The following is a 764-nucleotide window of genomic DNA, read 5'->3' as shown; positions in this document are numbered from 1 at the left end:
GCGGCCCGCCCGGCCGCCATCGCCGGCGCCGCGATGAGTGATCGCGCCACCTTGCCCCTGCATGGCCGCCGCGCGATGGTCACCGGCGCCGCCCAGGGCATCGGACTCGCGATTGCGCGCACGCTGGCGCTAAAGGGCGCGCAGGTCGTGCTGGTCAACCTCAAGCACGAGTCCGGCGAAGCGGCGGCACGCGCGATCAGGGACGCCGGCGGCGATGCGCGCTTCATCGTCGGCGACATGAGCGACGAGGCCGCGATCGCCGCAACGGTGGCGGCGAGCGCCGCCGCGATCGGCGGGCTCGATATCCTGGTCAACAACGCCGCGCCGACGCAGCGGGCGCGGCCGCCATTCGCCGAGCAGAGCGCCGAGCTGTGGGATGCCACCGAAGCGGTGATGCTGCGCGGCTACATGCTCACCGCACAGGCGGCACTGCCGCATCTGGCGCAAGCCGGCGGCGCGATCGTCAACCTGTCGTCGGTGCTGGCGCGCAGCGTCGCGCATGAGACCGCCGCCTATCACGTCGCCAAGGCCGGCGTCGAACAGCTCACCCGCTATCTCGCCTGGCACCTCGGCCGCAGCGGCGTGCGGGTCAATGCGGTGGCGCCCGGCGTAGTCGATCGCGATGTCGGCGCCAAGCTCAGCGACGACCCAGTCAATCGCGCGGTGCTCGAAGCCGCGGTGCCGCTCGGCCGCGCCGCCACCGGGGCCGAGATCGCCGAGGTGGTGGCGTTCCTGTGTTCGCCGGCGGCCGGCTACATCACCGG

At 73.2% G+C, this 764-nt stretch carries 1 protein-coding gene; it reads left to right on the top strand.

What is annotated here, in order from left to right:
• Positions 1-33: 33 nt before the first annotated feature.
• On the top strand, positions 34-764 hold a 731-nt coding region (locus DYI24_RS27335), incomplete at its 3' end, for an SDR family NAD(P)-dependent oxidoreductase (RefSeq protein ID WP_164574538.1).

This window comes from Rhodopseudomonas sp. BR0C11 (assembly GCF_010820945.1).
GTDB lineage: Bacteria > Pseudomonadota > Alphaproteobacteria > Rhizobiales > Xanthobacteraceae > Rhodopseudomonas > Rhodopseudomonas palustris_H.
This window is presented reverse-complemented; position numbering and strand designations above follow the sequence as displayed.